Annotated in this window: 12 protein-coding genes; all 12 read left to right on the forward strand. The window is 60.3% G+C overall.

Going from position 1 to position 14,966, the window contains the following annotated elements:
* Positions 1-60 precede the first annotated feature (60 nt).
* The 12 genes from J2Y56_RS24645 to J2Y56_RS24700 all read left to right on the forward strand — a co-directional run bounded on the left by J2Y56_RS24645 (position 61) and on the right by J2Y56_RS24700 (position 14,919).
* Positions 61-1,806, forward strand: a complete 1,746-nt coding sequence (locus J2Y56_RS24645) for a protein-disulfide reductase DsbD (RefSeq protein ID WP_310353257.1) — start codon at positions 61-63, stop codon at positions 1,804-1,806.
* A gap of 131 nt (positions 1,807-1,937) precedes the next feature.
* Entirely contained in the window at positions 1,938-2,393 is a 456-nt protein-coding gene (gene aroQ, locus J2Y56_RS24650) for a type II 3-dehydroquinate dehydratase (protein ID WP_007947649.1), read from the forward strand.
* A gap of 24 nt (positions 2,394-2,417) precedes the next feature.
* Entirely contained in the window at positions 2,418-2,882 is a 465-nt protein-coding gene (gene accB, locus J2Y56_RS24655) for an acetyl-CoA carboxylase biotin carboxyl carrier protein (RefSeq protein WP_007947648.1), read from the forward strand.
* A 17-nt stretch (positions 2,883-2,899) separates the two neighbouring features.
* Entirely contained in the window at positions 2,900-4,258 is a 1,359-nt protein-coding gene (gene accC, locus J2Y56_RS24660) for an acetyl-CoA carboxylase biotin carboxylase subunit (RefSeq protein ID WP_007947647.1), read from the forward strand.
* Positions 4,259-4,586: 328 nt separating this feature from the next.
* Positions 4,587-5,465, forward strand: coding sequence for a 50S ribosomal protein L11 methyltransferase (gene prmA, locus J2Y56_RS24665; RefSeq protein ID WP_007945213.1), 879 nt, complete (start codon positions 4,587-4,589; stop codon positions 5,463-5,465).
* 30 nt (positions 5,466-5,495) lie between these two features.
* A complete protein-coding gene (locus tag J2Y56_RS24670) occupies positions 5,496-6,713 on the forward strand; it encodes a DUF3426 domain-containing protein (RefSeq protein ID WP_007945214.1) in 1,218 nt (405 codons plus the stop codon).
* A gap of 184 nt (positions 6,714-6,897) precedes the next feature.
* Positions 6,898-7,908, forward strand: coding sequence for a tRNA dihydrouridine synthase DusB (gene dusB, locus J2Y56_RS24675; RefSeq protein ID WP_007945215.1), 1,011 nt, complete (start codon positions 6,898-6,900; stop codon positions 7,906-7,908).
* Positions 7,905-8,225: a DNA-binding transcriptional regulator Fis gene (gene fis / locus J2Y56_RS24680; protein ID WP_007945216.1), complete on the forward strand. Its 321-nt coding sequence runs from the start codon at positions 7,905-7,907 to the stop codon at positions 8,223-8,225. Before dusB ends, fis begins: the two co-directional genes overlap by 4 nt.
* Positions 8,226-8,307: 82 nt before the next feature.
* On the forward strand, positions 8,308-9,915 hold the full coding sequence (gene purH, locus J2Y56_RS24685) for a bifunctional phosphoribosylaminoimidazolecarboxamide formyltransferase/IMP cyclohydrolase (protein WP_007945217.1): 1,608 nt from the start codon (positions 8,308-8,310) through the stop codon (positions 9,913-9,915).
* A 169-nt stretch (positions 9,916-10,084) separates the two neighbouring features.
* Positions 10,085-11,380, forward strand: a complete 1,296-nt coding sequence (gene purD / locus J2Y56_RS24690) for a phosphoribosylamine--glycine ligase (RefSeq protein ID WP_007945219.1) — start codon at positions 10,085-10,087, stop codon at positions 11,378-11,380.
* Between the two features lie 100 nt (positions 11,381-11,480).
* Positions 11,481-14,258, forward strand: a complete 2,778-nt coding sequence (locus J2Y56_RS24695) for a hybrid sensor histidine kinase/response regulator (protein WP_007945220.1) — start codon at positions 11,481-11,483, stop codon at positions 14,256-14,258.
* A gap of 64 nt (positions 14,259-14,322) precedes the next feature.
* Entirely contained in the window at positions 14,323-14,919 is a 597-nt protein-coding gene (locus J2Y56_RS24700) for a MarC family protein (RefSeq protein WP_007945221.1), read from the forward strand.
* The last annotated feature ends 47 nt before the right edge of the window (positions 14,920-14,966 follow it).

A 14,966-nucleotide genomic window follows, 5' to 3' on the forward strand; every position in this document is an offset into this window, starting at 1 on the left:
TCAAGGCAACTAACGCAACTGTCCGCTATCATGCCCCCTATTCCGATACGCGAGATTGTCATGCGCCGTTTGCTCTGCCTGCTGCTTTTAGTGCTCGCCCTGCCGGCCACCGCCGGCGGGTTGCCGGACACCCGACCCAGTTCCACCTTGGGCGCGATCAACAACAGCGCCGACTTCCTGCCGGTGCGCGAAGCCTTTCAATTGAGCCTGGTAGCCAGCACACCGCAATCGATCAAGCTGCGTTTCGTCGCCACCGAGGGGTATTACCTCTATCGCCATCGCTTCCAGTTTCGGGCTGAGCCGGCCGATGTAAGCCTGGGCGCCGCAATACTGCCCAAGGGCGAGCAGAAGCACGACGAGTACTTCGGCGATGTCGAGGTTTATCACGGCGTTGTTGACGTAGAAATACCGCGCACCGACCAACGCGCCTTCACACTGGTCGTGACGTATCAGGGCTGCGCGGACAAAGGCCTGTGCTATCCGCCGGAAACCGAGCGCCTGAGCATTGATGGCATCGGCACCCCGACCTTGGCGCAAAGCGTCGGCTGGCGCGAACTTGCACTGTTCTTCCTCGCCGGCCTGGGTTTGACGTTCACCCCTTGCGTACTGCCCATGCTGCCCATCCTTTCCGGCGTGGTGCTGCGTGGCCAGGTCGGTGGTTTGCGCGGCTTCAACCTGTCCCTGGCCTACGTGCTGCCGATGGCCACCTGCTTCGCCCTGCTCGGCGCACTGATGGGGATGTTCGGCGCGCAGCTCAATCTTCAGGCGCGCCTGCAATCGGCCTGGGTGCTGGTGCCGTTTGCGACGTTCTTTGCAATATTTGCCCTGGCAATGTTCGGCGTATTCGAACTCAAGCTGCCGCAGGCCATCAGCAGTCGCCTGGATCGCATCGCCGGCCGCACTGAAGGCGGTTCGCTGTGGGGCGCCGCTGTGTTGGGCGTGGTGTCCAGCCTGCTGGTTTCGCCCTGCGTTTCTGCCCCGCTGGCCGGTGCGCTGCTGTACATCAGCGCCAGCGGCGATGCGTTGGGTGGTGGCCTGAAACTGTTCATGCTTGGTCTGGGCATGGGCGCGCCGCTGTTGCTGGTCGCCACCGGTGGCGCGGCCTGGCTGCCCAAAAGCGGGCCTTGGCTGGTCTATGTGAAAAACGCGATCGGGGTGTTGTTGCTGGGATTGGCGATCGGCCTTCTCAGCCGTGTATTGCCGGGCCAGATCACCTTGTTGCTGATCGGTTTGCTGGCCGCGGGTGTCGGGTTGTTCATGGGCGCTCTGGAGTTCGTCTACAAACCCCCTCGCAAACGCCTCGGCCAGTTGCTCGGGATGTTCCTGCTGTTTTACGCGTTGTCGTGCTGGTTTGGGGCTTTCAGCGGCCAGACCGATCCGTTCAATCCCATTGGCCAATCGCGGGCGATTGCGAGTAACGAACCGGCGCAAAACACCGGAACCTGGCAAACAGTCAGCACGCCTTCAGAGCTGGACCGAGTACTCGCCGATGCTCAAGCTTCCGGCACCCCGCTGCTGCTCGACTGGTATGCCGACTGGTGCATCAGCTGCAAAGTCATCGAGCGCGAAGTCCTCAACGACGCCAAAGTCGTCGAACGCCTGCAAGGCTATCGACTGGTCCGTTTCGACATCACCGCCAGCAATACCGAGCAACGCGCTCTGCTCGACCGTTACAAACTGTTCGGCCCTCCCGCCTTGATGTTTTTTGGCAAGGACGGCGTTGAACGCGCCGATGTGCGAGTGATCGGCGAGATCAATGCCGCAGACTTCGCCGAACGTGTTGCACGGGCAAATGACCAGATTTAAACACCCGGTCACATATTTCGCGCAAACATCGGCTATCGTGCTGGCTATTGCATAGAACTGGACAGTCACAAAGCCTTTGCGGCATAGTCGCCGAGTTCTGACTCTTGCTCACAGATAACAAGGAACAGCAGATGGCGACCCTATTGGTGCTGCACGGCCCTAACCTGAACTTGCTCGGCACCCGTGAACCGGGCACCTACGGCGCTACGACACTGGCGCAGATCAACCAGGATCTGGAACGCCGCGCCCGTGAAGCCGGCCACCATTTGCTGCACCTGCAAAGCAACGCCGAGTACGAATTGATCGACCGCATCCATGCCGCTCGCGGCGAAGGTGTGGACTTCATTCTGATCAATCCAGCAGCTTTTACGCACACAAGTGTCGCATTACGTGACGCGCTGCTGGCGGTGAGCATCCCATTCATCGAAGTGCATTTGTCTAACGTGCACAAACGCGAACCTTTCCGCCATCACTCTTACTTCTCCGACGTAGCGGTGGGAGTGATCTGCGGCCTTGGCGCCAGCGGTTATCGACTGGCCCTGGAGGCTGCACTAGAGCAGCTTGAACAACAAGCTATACGCCCCTGACCGACCCTTGGGAGTTGATGATTCATGGATATCCGTAAAGTTAAGAAACTGATCGAACTGCTGGAAGAGTCCGGCATCGACGAGCTCGAGATCAAGGAAGGCGAAGAGTCCGTACGCATCAGCCGTCATAGCAAAACCCCGGCTCAGCAGTACTACGCGCCGGCTCCAATGCACGCTCCGGCACCAGCGCCTGTTGCTGCTGCTCCGGTTGCCGCTGCTGCCGCACCGGCTGCTCCGGCCGCGCCTGTCCTGAACGGCACCGTTGCCCGTTCGCCGATGGTCGGTACGTTCTATCGCAAATCTTCGCCATCCTCGCCGTCCTTCGTTGAAGTCGGCCAGACCGTGAAGAAAGGTGACACCCTGTGCATCGTCGAAGCCATGAAGATGATGAACCACATCGAAGCTGAAACCAGCGGTGTGATCGAATCCATCCTCGTCGAAGACGGCCAGCCGGTTGAGTACGACCAACCGCTGTTCACCATCGTTTGAACCGCGGAGAAACTTTGATGACTGCGAAGTTGGAAAAAGTTCTGATCGCCAACCGCGGTGAGATTGCCCTGCGGATCCTGCGTGCCTGCAAAGAGATGGGCATCAAGACTGTCGCCGTTTACTCCAAGGCCGACAAAGAACTGATGCACCTGGGCCTGGCAGACGAATCCGTCTGCATCGGTCCGGCCTCGGCCGCGCACTCTTACCTGCACATCCCGGCCATCATCGCCGCGGCTGAAGTGACCGGCGCTACCGCCATTCACCCAGGCTACGGCTTCCTCGCGGAAAACGCTGATTTCGCTGAACAGGTCGAGAACTCCGGCTTCGCCTTCATTGGCCCGAAAGCCGACACCATTCGCCTGATGGGCGACAAGGTATCGGCCAAGCACGCCATGATCGCTGCGGGCGTTCCAACCGTTCCGGGTTCCGACGGCCCTCTGCCTGAAGACGAAGAAACCGCTCTGCGCATTGGTCGCGAAGTCGGTTACCCGGTGATCATCAAGGCCGCTGGCGGCGGCGGTGGTCGCGGCATGCGCGTTGTGCATAACGAAGAAGACCTGATCTCCTTCGCAAAACTGACCCGCACCGAAGCAGGCGCGGCGTTCGGTAACCCAATGGTCTATCTGGAAAAATTCCTGACCAACCCACGCCACGTGGAAGTCCAGGTACTTTCCGACGGTCAGGGCCAGGCCATCCATCTGGGCGACCGCGATTGCTCGCTGCAACGTCGTCACCAGAAGGTTCTCGAAGAAGCGCCGGCACCGGGCATCGACGAGAAAGCACGCCAGGAAGTCCTCGCTCGCTGCGTCAAGGCGTGCATCGACATCGGCTACCGTGGCGCCGGCACCTTCGAGTTCCTTTACGAGAACGGCCATTTTTACTTCATCGAGATGAACACTCGTGTCCAGGTAGAACACCCGGTTTCGGAAATGGTCACCGGCATCGACATCGTCAAGGAGATGCTCAGCATCGCCGCTGGCAACAAATTGTCGTACACCCAGGACGACGTGGTGATCCGCGGTCACGCCCTGGAATGCCGTATCAACGCCGAAGACCCGAAAACCTTCATGCCAAGCCCTGGCACGGTCAAGCATTTCCACGCACCAGGCGGCAACGGCGTTCGCGTCGATTCGCACCTGTACAGTGGCTATGCCGTTCCGCCGAACTACGATTCGTTGATCGGCAAGCTGATCACCTACGGCGCAACCCGTGAAGAAGCCATGGCGCGCATGCGCAATGCGCTGGACGAAATCGTTGTCGACGGGATCAAGACCAACATCCCGCTGCACCGCGACCTGGTCCGCGATGAAGGCTTCTGCAAAGGTGGTGTGAACATTCACTACCTTGAGCACAAGCTCGCTGGCGAGAAGCACTAAGCTTCGACCCCATCAACAAAGCCGCCTTCGGGCGGCTTTGTTGTTTCTGGGTATTTCTTATGATCCACGACAGTCCCCGTAGCAGCTGGCGAAGCCTGCGTTCGGCTGCGCAGCAGTCGTCAATCCCGGCAATGCGGTGTTTCAGGATTACGGTGCAATCGGGTTTTGCGACTGCTGCGCAGCCGAACGCAGGCTTCGCCAGCTGCTACAGGTGCGTGTTGCAACATGACTGTCCACCCCACTCCCACAAACGCCGCGCGCTCGCGTAAACTTGCGCGCTTCTCGCAGCCCGCTAGGCTGCAATCAATATTTTTCAAAGGTGCCCGCCATGCCTTGGCTGCAAGTCCGTCTCGCCATCAGCCCAGAACAAGCCGAAACCTACGAAGACGCTTTCCTTGAAGTGGGCGCTGTGTCGGTGACCTTCATGGACGCCGAAGATCAGCCGATCTTCGAGCCAGAACTCAATACCACGCCGCTGTGGTCGCACACGCACCTGCTGGCCCTGTTCGAAGGCGGCACCGAAGCCGCCAGCGTATTGGCCCATCTTGAGCTGCTGACCGGCAGCCCGCTGCCCGAGCATCACAGCGAAGTCATCGAAGACCAGGACTGGGAACGCAGCTGGATGGACGGTTTCCAGCCAATGCGTTTCGGTCAGCGCCTGTGGATCGTCCCGAGCTGGCATGCCGCGCCCGAGCCAGACGCCGTGAACCTGCTGCTGGACCCGGGCCTGGCGTTCGGCACGGGCACCCACCCGACCACCGCGCTGTGCCTGGAGTGGCTCGATGGCCAGGACCTGAAAGACTGCAACGTGCTGGATTTCGGCTGCGGCTCGGGCATTCTGGCAATTGCCGCCCTGCTGCTGGGCGCCAAGGAAGCCGTCGGCACCGACATCGACGTTCAGGCACTCGAAGCCTCCCGCGACAACGCCGGGCGCAACAACATTGCCGACGCACTCTTCCCTCTGTATCTGCCGGAAGATCTGCCGCCGGTCAAAGCTGATGTGCTGGTCGCCAACATCCTTGCCGGGCCATTGGTTGCCCTGGCCCCTCAGCTGTCCGGCCTGGTGAAAACGGGCGGGCGTCTGGCGTTGTCCGGCATCCTCGCCGAACAAGGGGAAGACGTTGCCGCCGCCTACGCGCAAGACTTCGATCTGGACCCGATTGCCAATCGCGATGGCTGGGTGCGCATTACCGGCCGTCGGCGCTAGAATGAACGCCTGCATAAACCGGATCGCCGCATGACCGATAGCTTTGTCACCCAGTGCCCGCATTGCCAAACCAGCTTCCGCGTCAGCCATGCTCAGTTGAGCGTGGCCCGTGGAGTGGTTCGTTGCGGCTCCTGCTTGCAGGTATTCAACGCCGCCAAACAATTGCTGGAACAACGGGCCGGCAAAGAAGCCGTCAAACCGGTCGCCCCGGTCATCGTTGAACCGCCGGTGCAACGCGCCATCAGCCAAAAGCAGTGGACGGCCTCCGAACTGGATCTGGACAGCCTGGACCTGGACGAAGAGCTCGCTCGGCTCGAACAGCGGGAAATCCAGCCGACAACAGAGTTTGGCCGGCACCGTGAAGACGGTCTCAGTGCTCGCCGCGACTCTGTCGAAAACGACGAGGAGCCGTGGTCCGACAGCCTCTTTAGCGAGTCCGCCGCCGACCGCGCCCAGTCAGCAGAAACGGAACAGCAGGAAACAGAACCGGAAACAAACAAACACTCGCGAACCGAGCCTTCTTTTTCGCTGGAACCGGTTGATCCGGACGACGAACCCCAGGTGCCCCATCTGCGCCTGCACGATCCACTCGACGCCCCCCTCCCCCACGAACGCCTGACGGCGACCGAAGAGCTAGACGACAACCTGCCGTCCATCGAACCGTTGCGCAAGCGTCGCGAGCGCAGTGAGCCGGGCGTGCGCGCCGAGGTATTGCAAGACCTGACCGACGATCCACTGCAACTGGATTGGCAAAAACGTCGATCCCCCTGGGGTCGGCGGTTGTTCTGGTTGCTCCTGGTACTGCTCGGCGCCGCCGCGCTCGCGGGCCAATACATTGCCTACCAATTCGACGAACTGGCTCGGCAGGACCAGTACCGCCCATGGTTCCAGCAACTGTGCCCGAAAATCGGCTGCACAGTGCCGTCCAAAGTCGACATTGCCAAAATCAAAAGCAGCAACCTGGTGGTCCGCAGCCACCCGGAATTCAGTGGCGCACTGGTGGTCGATGCGATCATCTACAACCGCGCCCCGTTCTCCCAGCCTTTCCCGTTGCTGGAACTGCGCTTTGCCGACCTTAATGGCCATTTGATCGCCAGCCGTCGCTTCAAACCCGGCGAGTACCTCAATGGCGACCTCGAAGGCATGGCGGAAATGCCGCCGCAAACGCCAATCCATATCGCGCTGGATATTCTCGACCCAGGCGCCAAAGCGGTGAACTACAGCCTGAGCTTCCACTCTCCCGAGTGAAACGCTTTACCGTTTCAGGCCTGACGGCAGATTCTTGACTTTGGTCACCACACCAAACTGCTGGCAATAACAGAATAGCTGTTCAGATTTTGTTCAATTCAGCCTTTATCCAGTCATCGAGAGCGGGTATCATGCCAACCCTTTTTCGAACTCTAATGATCCGGCCCCACAACAGGGAAGTCCTATGTCGGCGGTACGCATCGGTCCATACACATTGCAAAACGGCTTGATTCTCGCCCCGATGGCGGGGGTCACCGACCAACCCTTTCGTCAGCTGTGCAAGCGATTGGGCGCGGGACTGGTGGTCTCGGAAATGGTTACCAGCGACATGAGTTTGTGGAACACCCGCAAATCGCGGATGCGCATGATCCACGAAGGTGATCCCGAGCCACGCTCGGTCCAGATCGCCGGTGGTGATGCGCAAATGCTGGCGGACGCGGCCCGGGCCAACGTCGAACTGGGCGCGCAGATTATTGATATCAACATGGGTTGTCCGGCGAAGAAGGTCTGCAACAAGGCTGCCGGCTCCGCACTGTTGAAGGATGAAGCATTGGTCACCGAGATCCTGCAGGCCGTGGTGGCTGCGGTTGATGTCCCGGTGACGCTGAAGATCCGTACCGGCTGGGACCGGGACAACAAGAATGGTTTGACGGTGGCGAAGATCGCCGAACAGGCAGGCATTACGGCGTTGGCGGTCCATGGCCGCACCCGTGCCGATCTGTACACCGGTGAAGCCGAGTACGACACCATTGCCGCGATCAAGCAGGCGGTGTCGATACCGGTCTTCGCCAATGGCGATATCGATTCACCCGAGAAGGCCCGGTACGTGCTCGACGCGACCGGTGCCGATGGTTTGTTGGTAGGCCGGGCCGCCCAGGGGCGGCCATGGATTTTTCGTGAGATCGAGCACTTCCTGCGTACCGGCGAGAAACTCCCGGCGCTGGAACTGATCGAGGTGGAACGCATTCTGCTAGAGCATCTGGCCGCCCTGCACGTTTTCTATGGAGACGTGATGGGTGTCCGTATCGCTCGAAAGCATGTGGGCTGGTATCTCGCAACCTTGCCGGGCGCCAGGGAGTTTCGCGCCCACTTCAATCGTTTGGAAGATACGGAAACACAATGCGCCAACGTTCAGGGCTTCTTCGCCGAACGTTACAAGAGCCTGACAGGGGACGAAAAAGGGGTGGCCGCATGACGATGATGACCGAGACTTTAGTGAGTGGAACTGCACCCGTGAGCGACAACGTAAATTTGAAACAGCACCTCAATACGCCCAGCGAAGAAGGCCAGACCCTTCGCGGGAGTGTCGAGAAGGCGCTGCACAATTATTTCGCCCACCTTGAGGGCGCTGCCGTCACGGATGTGTACAACCTGGTGCTCTCCGAAGTCGAGGCTCCCCTGCTCGAGTGCGTGATGAACTACGTCAAGGGCAACCAGACCAAGGCCAGCGAGCTGCTCGGGCTCAACCGAGGCACGCTGCGCAAGAAACTCAAGCAGTACGATTTGCTGTAAGCATTTAATCAAACCAGAAAGGCGCCCGCGTAAAACCGGTCGCCTTTTTTGCTGACTTCCTTTGCTTTTGATGGAAATTGAGATGACCGACCAGACTACCCGCCTGCCGATCCGCCGCGCCTTGATCAGCGTTTCCGACAAGACAGGGATCCTCGAATTCGCCAAGGAGCTAGAAGCCCTGGGCGTCGAGATCCTCTCTACTGGCGGGACGTTCAAGCTGTTGCGCGACAACGGCGTTGCCGCAGTGGAAGTCGCTGACTACACCGGTTTCGCGGAAATGATGGACGGTCGGGTGAAAACCCTGCACCCGAAAATCCACGGTGGGATCCTCGGTCGTCGCGGTACCGATGACGCCATCATGAGCGAGCACGGCATCAAGCCGATCGATCTGGTTGCGGTCAACCTGTACCCGTTCGAAGCCACCATCAACAAGCCTGGCTGCGACCTGCCGACTGCCATCGAGAACATCGACATCGGCGGCCCGACCATGGTCCGCTCGGCGGCCAAGAACCACAAAGACGTGGCCATCGTGGTCAACGCCAGCGACTACGCCAGCGTTCTCGAAGGCCTCAAGGCCGGCGGCCTGACCTACGCTCAGCGTTTCGACCTGATGCTCAAGGCGTTCGAACACACTGCCGCCTACGACGGCATGATCGCCAACTACATGGGCACCGTGAACCAGGCCGCTGACACCCTCAGCACTGAAGGTCGCAGCGAGTTCCCGCGCACCTTCAACAGCCAGTTCGTCAAGGCCCAGGAAATGCGTTACGGCGAGAACCCGCACCAGAGCGCGGCGTTCTACGTGGAAGCCAAGCCGGCCGAAGTCGGCATCGCCACCGCGACCCAACTGCAAGGCAAAGAACTGTCGTACAACAACGTGGCCGACACTGACGCCGCGCTGGAATGCGTGAAGAGCTTCGTCAAGCCGGCCTGCGTGATCGTCAAGCACGCCAACCCGTGCGGCGTGGCCGTGAGCCCGGACGCCGAAGGCGGTATCCGCCAGGCCTACGAACTGGCGTATGCAACCGATACCGAATCGGCGTTCGGCGGCATCATCGCGTTCAACCGCGAGCTGGATGCTGAAACCGCCAAGGCCATCGTCGAGCGTCAGTTCGTCGAAGTGATCATCGCCCCAAGCGTCAGCGAAGAAGCCCGCGCCATCGTTGCAGCCAAAGCCAACGTGCGCTTGCTGGCCTGCGGCGAATGGTCGGCTGATCGCGCCGCTGCATGGGACTACAAACGCGTCAACGGTGGCCTGCTGGTGCAGAGCCGCGATATCGGCATGATCGGCGCCGATGACCTGAAAGTGGTGACCAAGCGCGCACCGACCGAACAGGAAATCAACGACCTGATCTTCGCCTGGAAAGTGGCCAAGTACGTCAAGTCCAACGCTATCGTCTACGCCAAGAACCGTCAGACCATCGGTGTCGGCGCCGGCCAGATGAGCCGTGTGAACTCCGCCCGTATCGCGGCGATCAAGGCCGAACACGCCGGTTTGCAGGTGCAGGGCGCGGTCATGGCATCGGATGCCTTCTTCCCGTTCCGCGACGGCATCGACAACGCGGCCAAGGTCGGCATCACTGCGGTGATCCAGCCGGGCGGCTCAATGCGTGACAACGAAGTGATTGCTGCCGCTGATGAAGCCGGCATCGCCATGGTCTTCACCGGCATGCGCCATTTCAGGCACTGAGTGCAGCGACAAGCCTCAAGCTGCAAGTGACAAGTAAAAGCCGACCTGCGTCGCTCTTGCTGCCACTTGCAGCCTCACTAATTCAGAGCCGCACGCCGCACTTCAGAGCGATAGAGATTGCTCTCAACTTGCAGCTTGTAGCTTGTAGCTTCTCCGAAGGAGTCTCTCTTTGAACGTTTTGATCATTGGCAGCGGTGGCCGTGAACACGCTCTGGCCTGGAAAGTGGCTCAGGATCCGCGGGTACAGAAAGTGTTCGTGGCACCCGGTAACGCCGGCACCGCCATCGAAGCCAAGTGCGAGAACGTCGCTATCGACGTACTGGCTCTTGAGCAGCTTGCAGATTTCGCCGAGAAAAACGTTTCCCTGACCATCGTCGGCCCGGAAGTGCCGCTGGTGGCAGGCGTGGTCGATCTGTTCCGCAGCCGTGGCCTGGACTGCTTCGGTCCGACCGCTGGCGCGGCCCAGCTGGAAGGTTCGAAAGCCTTCACCAAGGACTTCCTCGCGCGCCACAAGATCCCGACCGCCGACTACCAGAACTTCACCGAGATCGAGCCAGCCCTGGCTTATCTGCGTGAAAAAGGCGCACCGATCGTGATCAAGGCCGATGGCCTGGCCGCCGGTAAAGGCGTGATTGTTGCCATGACTCTGGCAGAAGCCGAAGAGGCCGTGCGCGACATGCTCGCGGGCAACGCGTTCGGCGATGCCGGTTCGCGCGTGGTCATCGAAGAATTCCTGGACGGCGAAGAAGCCAGCTTCATTGTTATGGTCGACGGCAAGAACGTGCTGCCGATGGCCACCAGCCAGGACCACAAACGCGTCGGCGACGGCGACACCGGCCCGAATACCGGCGGCATGGGCGCTTACTCCCCGGCCCCGGTCGTGACGGCCGAAGTGCATCAGCGAGCCATGGACCTGGTGATCTGGCCGACCGTTCGCGGCATGGCCGAGGAAGGCAACGTCTACACTGGCTTCCTGTACGCAGGCCTGATGATCGACAAGGCTGGTAACCCAAAAGTCATCGAGTTCAACTGCCGTTTCGGCGATCCTGAGACCCAACCGGTGATGCTGCGTTTGCAGTCCAGCCTGGTCCTGCTGGTTGAAGCCGCTCTGGCTCAGGCGCTGGACAAGGTCGAAGCGCAATGGGATCCACGACCGAGCGTCGGTATCGTACTGGCCGCGGGTGGCTACCCGGGTGACTACGCCAAAGGCGTGGCCATCAACGGCCTGGATGCAGCCGCCGCACTGGAAGGCAAAGTCTTCCACGCGGGCACTGCGCTCAAGGACGGTCAAGTGGTAACGGCCGGTGGCCGTGTGCTTTGCGCCACCGCCATGGGCGCCAGTGTCGATGCGGCTCAGCAGCAGGCTTACAAGCTGGCAGACAAGATTGATTGGGAAGGCTGTTTCTACCGCAAGGACATTGGCTACCGTGCCATTGCCCGTGAACGTGGCGAAAGCCAGGAATAAGGCCATTCATTCGGCGAGGCGAGGGCCGCTGGTCCTTGCCGCACTATTGCGGCACCGCGCATAGTTATAATCTGGCATCAACCTACGAAGGGATTTCGCCGTGCGCTGGCTCAGGATTGCCATAAGCCTCACCGTCACTCTGCTGACCCTGCTCTGCATGCTCCCGGCCCAGGCCGCGCAAGGCAGTGGCTGGGCAGTATTGTTCGACGAACAGGGCGACCTGCAGCTAAACGACATCCGTTCCGCTCGCTATACCAATCAATTCAGCCCCATCGAACTCGATCGCCTCACGGCAGCCGAGCCCGATGGCGCGTTATGGCTGCGTTTCAGGCTGGCCCCCGGCAAGCACGAACAATTGCTGCGGGTGTTCGCACCCGATCTGTCGGCGCTCAATCTGTATGTACTCGACGGCGATACGCTGATCGAGCATATGAACACCGGTACCGGACAGCCACAGGCTGACCGCCCTCTGCCCAGCAGCGACTTCATGTTGCCGCTGCCGCAAAGTGACAAGCCCCTCGACGTCTACCTGCGACTGGTCTCCGACCATCGTTTGCGGCCTTACATCACCCTGCAATCGGCAATCACCACCGCGGCCGATCAGAACCAGACGTTGATTTACGGCCTGCTGTTCGGTTGCCTGGGCATGCTGATCCTGCACAACTTTGTGCGCTACGCCTACACGCGTTCGCGCAGTAGCCTATGGCTAGCCTGGTGTGAAGGGTTGTTGATGCTCAGTGTGCTGTTGCTACTGAACCTGGCCGGGCCATGGTTGCCGAACTGGCACGCTGTTCAGACCCCTGGCGCCTACCTCGCATTATTGCTGACGGCGCCGAGCGGCCTGATGCTCGCCAGGCGCTTCTTCGCCCCGCTCGGCCCTCACCCGCTGAACAAACTGCTGCTGGCGGACATTCTGCTCATCGTTGCCTGTGGCCTGCTGTTGTTGTTCGTCAACACATTGCCGCTGAACATCATTACCTACGCCCTGGTTGCCCTGGCAGGGCTGAGCATGCTTTTCGTCAGCGCCTATCACTGGCAAAAAGGTTATCGCCCGGCGCGGTTTTTCGTCGCGGCGATGGTGGTATTCAACATTGGCGCCCTGATCATGCTGCCCGCACTGCTGGGACTGACGCTGGTCGCGCCGCAAGGCCTGATCATCACGCTGCTGGTGTTCATCTGCATCAGCGGCCTGCTGATGAGCATCGCCCTGAGCGAACGCCAGCGCAGCATCACGGAAGATCGCTTCAGTGTCAGTCGCGACCTGGCCGCCAGCAACGCAGAGATCAACGCCAAGGCCGAATTCCTGGCGAAAATCAGCCATGAAATCCGCACCCCCATGAATGGTGTTCTGGGCATGACCGAGTTGCTGTTGGGCACGCCACTGTCGGTCAAGCAACGCGACTACGTGCAGACCATCCACAGCGCCGGCAACGAACTGCTGACACTGATCAACGAAATTCTCGACATCTCCAAGCTCGAGTCCGGGCAGATAGAACTGGACGACGTGCAGTTCGACCTCAATGCCTTGATCGAAGACTGCCTGAGTATCTTCCGCGCCAAGGCCGAGCAGCAGAATGTCGAGCTGATCAGCTTCATCCAGCCGCAAGTGCCGCGCGTCATCAGCGGTGACCCTACACGTTTGCGCCAGACCCTGCTGAGCCTGCTGGAAAACGCGCTGAAGAAAACCGACGAAGGCGAGATTCTGATCGTCGTCGCCCTCGACGAACGCAGTGCCAAACCGCGGCTGCGCATCGCCGTGCAAGACAGCGGTGTGCCGATGGAGGCCGAAGAGCGCGACGCCCTGATGCATGCCGAACTGCACAGCAAGCACTTCCTCTCGGCAACGAGTCTGGGCGGCAACCTGGGGCTGGTGATCGCTCGTCAGCTGATCCGCCTGATGCACGGCGAGTTCGGCATCAAGACCGGCGCCAACCAGGGCAGCACGTTGTGGCTGACGCTGCCACTGGACCCTGACCGACTGGAGCACCCGACCTGCGACCTCGATGGTCCGCTGCAAGGCGCGCGCGTACTGGTGGTGGATGATAACGACACCTGCCGCAAAGTATTGGTGCAACAGTGCAGCGCCTGGGGCCTGAACGTCAGTGCCGTACCTTCCGGCAAGGAAGCCCTGGCGTTATTGCGCACCAAGGCCCACTTGCGCGATTACTTCGATGTAGTCTTGCTGGACCAGAACATGCCCGGCATGACCGGTATGCAATTAGCGGCCAAGATCAAGGAAGATCCGAGCCTCAATCACGATATTCTGCTGATCATGCTGACGGGCATCAGCAATGCGCCGAGCAAGATCATTGCCCGCAATTCAGGAATCAAACGCATCCTCGCCAAACCCGTGGCCGGCTACACCCTCAAGACCACCCTCGCGGACGAATTGAATCAGCGCAACAAAGGCCCGGCCGTTTCGCCTCATCTGCCTGCCGGCCCGGCGCTTCCGGTCAAGGTCCCGAGCGACTTCCGCATCCTTGTGGCCGAAGACAACACGATCTCGACCAAGGTGATTCGCGGCATGCTCGGCAAGCTCAACCTGCAACCGGACACTGCCAGCAATGGCGAAGAAGCCTTGCAGGCGATGAAAGCCCAACGCTACGACCTGGTGTTGATGGACTGCGAAATGCCGATCCTCGATGGCTTCTCTGCCACCCAGCAGTTACGTGCCTGGGAAGTCGGCAATCAGCGAACCCGTACACCGGTGGTGGCATTGACCGCGCACATCCTCGCCGAGCACAAAGAGCGAGCGCGCCAGGCGGGCATGGACGGGCATATGGCCAAGCCTGTGGAGTTGTCACAGTTGCGTGATCTGATCGAGCATTGGGTGGCCCAGCGTGATCAGCAGAACCGGGCAGCGGCGCAACCTTCCTGAGCCGACAGACTCAGCAACGCCTGATAGACTCCCTCTCGACGTCCCTAGCCAGTGAGCTTGCACCATGCTTCAAGTGTTATTCAGCGTTTACCTGAAGATGCTGGTGCTCTATAGCCCGTTCTTCGTGTTGTCCTGCTTCATCAGCTTGACTCGCGGCTATTCGCGCAAGGAACAACGACGCCTGGCCTGGAAAGTGGCGGTCGCCACGCTGGTTTCCAGTGTCTTGCTGTACCTGTTCGGGCGAGTGATTTTCAGCGTCTTCGGCATCACTGTGGATGCGTTCCGCATCGGTGCCGGCAGCGTGCTATTCATCTCGGCGCTGGGCATGGCCCAAGGCAAGTCGGCGGTGCAAACCGATAACGTGCAGCAGGACGTGACCATCGTCCCACTGACAATTCCATTGACCGTCGGCCCCGGCACCATCGGTGCATTGCTGGTGATGGGCATAGGCCAACCGCATTGGGACGACAAACTCACGGCCATCCTCAGTATCGCCCTGGCGAGCTTCACCGTGGGCGTCGTGCTTTATCTGGCCAACCACATCGAGCGTATTCTCGGCGACCAGGGCTTGCAGATTGTCAGCCGGTTGATGGGGTTGTTTGTCTGCGCACTGGCAGCGCAGATCATCTTTACCGGGGTGAAAGGCTATCTGGTTCCCTGACCGCCAAATGAACAGAGCCGCCGGCTCGAAAGCCGGCGGCATTGCAC

Origin of the sequence: Pseudomonas sp. BE134 (genome assembly GCF_031456105.1) — a bacterium.
Lineage (GTDB): Bacteria > Pseudomonadota > Gammaproteobacteria > Pseudomonadales > Pseudomonadaceae > Aquipseudomonas.